We start from the raw sequence: 938 nt of genomic DNA, 5'->3' as shown, positions 1-938 counted from the left end.
TGTAAGAGAGGTGCTTACGAAATACGATTACAAAAATGTCAAAGAACTTAAAAATAAACAATTAATAATCAGTGGGTTTTAAGCGCCCACCAATGTTAATATTACTAAGTGTACTGTCTTTCTCTATCACAAATTCCACAATAATATTTCCTATATACCCATTATCTATTATGATTCTAGGCATTTTATAATTGTCTATGAAATATTCTTTCATTGAGCTTTTTAAACTTGAACATGTGTCGTATTTAAATATTGGTTGAATTTCAGGATTGATATAAATAGTTGTGTCAGGTTGTTGTCCAAAACTATACACACTTAATAATACCTTAAAAAATAATATTAAACTAGTTCTTTTCATTAAAATAGGTTTCGGAGTGATTAAGTGTCCGCGAGGACATAAGAATCAGACGAGAGTCGACAACTTAAAACTTTTTGCTATCGCCAGCCATTGCTTTTGATACGATGTTGTAAGCTGGCTATTTTAATTGTAATCACACTCATAAGTCTCTATAAACTTTTCAAATACAATGTCTAAATCATTATTTTTTAATCTTATGAGTAAAAAAGGGTTTGTTAGTCCCCATGTTTTGCGACAGCTTTGTCCTGGATTTCTATAAACTATTTCAATTATTAAATAACCTCTTTCTACATAAGCTTTTTTAATGCGAATACCATGTCCTCCCGAACCACATTGTCCTCTAGATATTGCAATAATGCACTCTTTATTAAAATCAATTGTAGAAGTTAATTTATCAGGAGAAATCTTTCCTTTCCATTTTTTTTCGAAATCACATTTATTCTTAATAATTTCAATGTTTTCATATTTCTCCCCATCATTACCAGTGGATATTTCGGATCGTTTTGTGCCAGCATTATCGGCCTGATCTGTGCCAGTGATTTCGGTTCAAACTGTGCCACTTTTGGTCATGAACTGATGC

At 31.4% G+C, this 938-nt stretch carries 2 protein-coding genes; both read right to left on the bottom strand.

All coding sequences use genetic code 11. The features are described 5' to 3' along the window. Positions 1 to 61: 61 nt before the first annotated feature. The gene (locus tag ACRD62_RS22450; RefSeq protein WP_430822320.1) at positions 62 to 358 is read right to left on the bottom strand and encodes a hypothetical protein; all 297 of its coding nucleotides are present in this window, start codon (positions 356 to 358) and stop codon (positions 62 to 64) included. A 123-nt stretch (positions 359 to 481) separates the two neighbouring features. Next, a complete protein-coding gene (locus ACRD62_RS22445) occupies positions 482 to 706 on the bottom strand; it encodes a protease complex subunit PrcB family protein (RefSeq protein WP_430822321.1) in 225 nt (74 codons plus the stop codon). Between the last annotated feature and the right edge of the window lie 232 nt (positions 707 to 938).

The organism is Carboxylicivirga caseinilyticus (genome assembly GCF_050589785.1).
GTDB classification, from domain to species: Bacteria; Bacteroidota; Bacteroidia; order Bacteroidales; family Marinilabiliaceae; genus Carboxylicivirga; species Carboxylicivirga caseinilyticus.
Note: the sequence above shows the minus strand (reverse complement) of the source record. Positions and strands in the feature narration are given on the sequence as shown.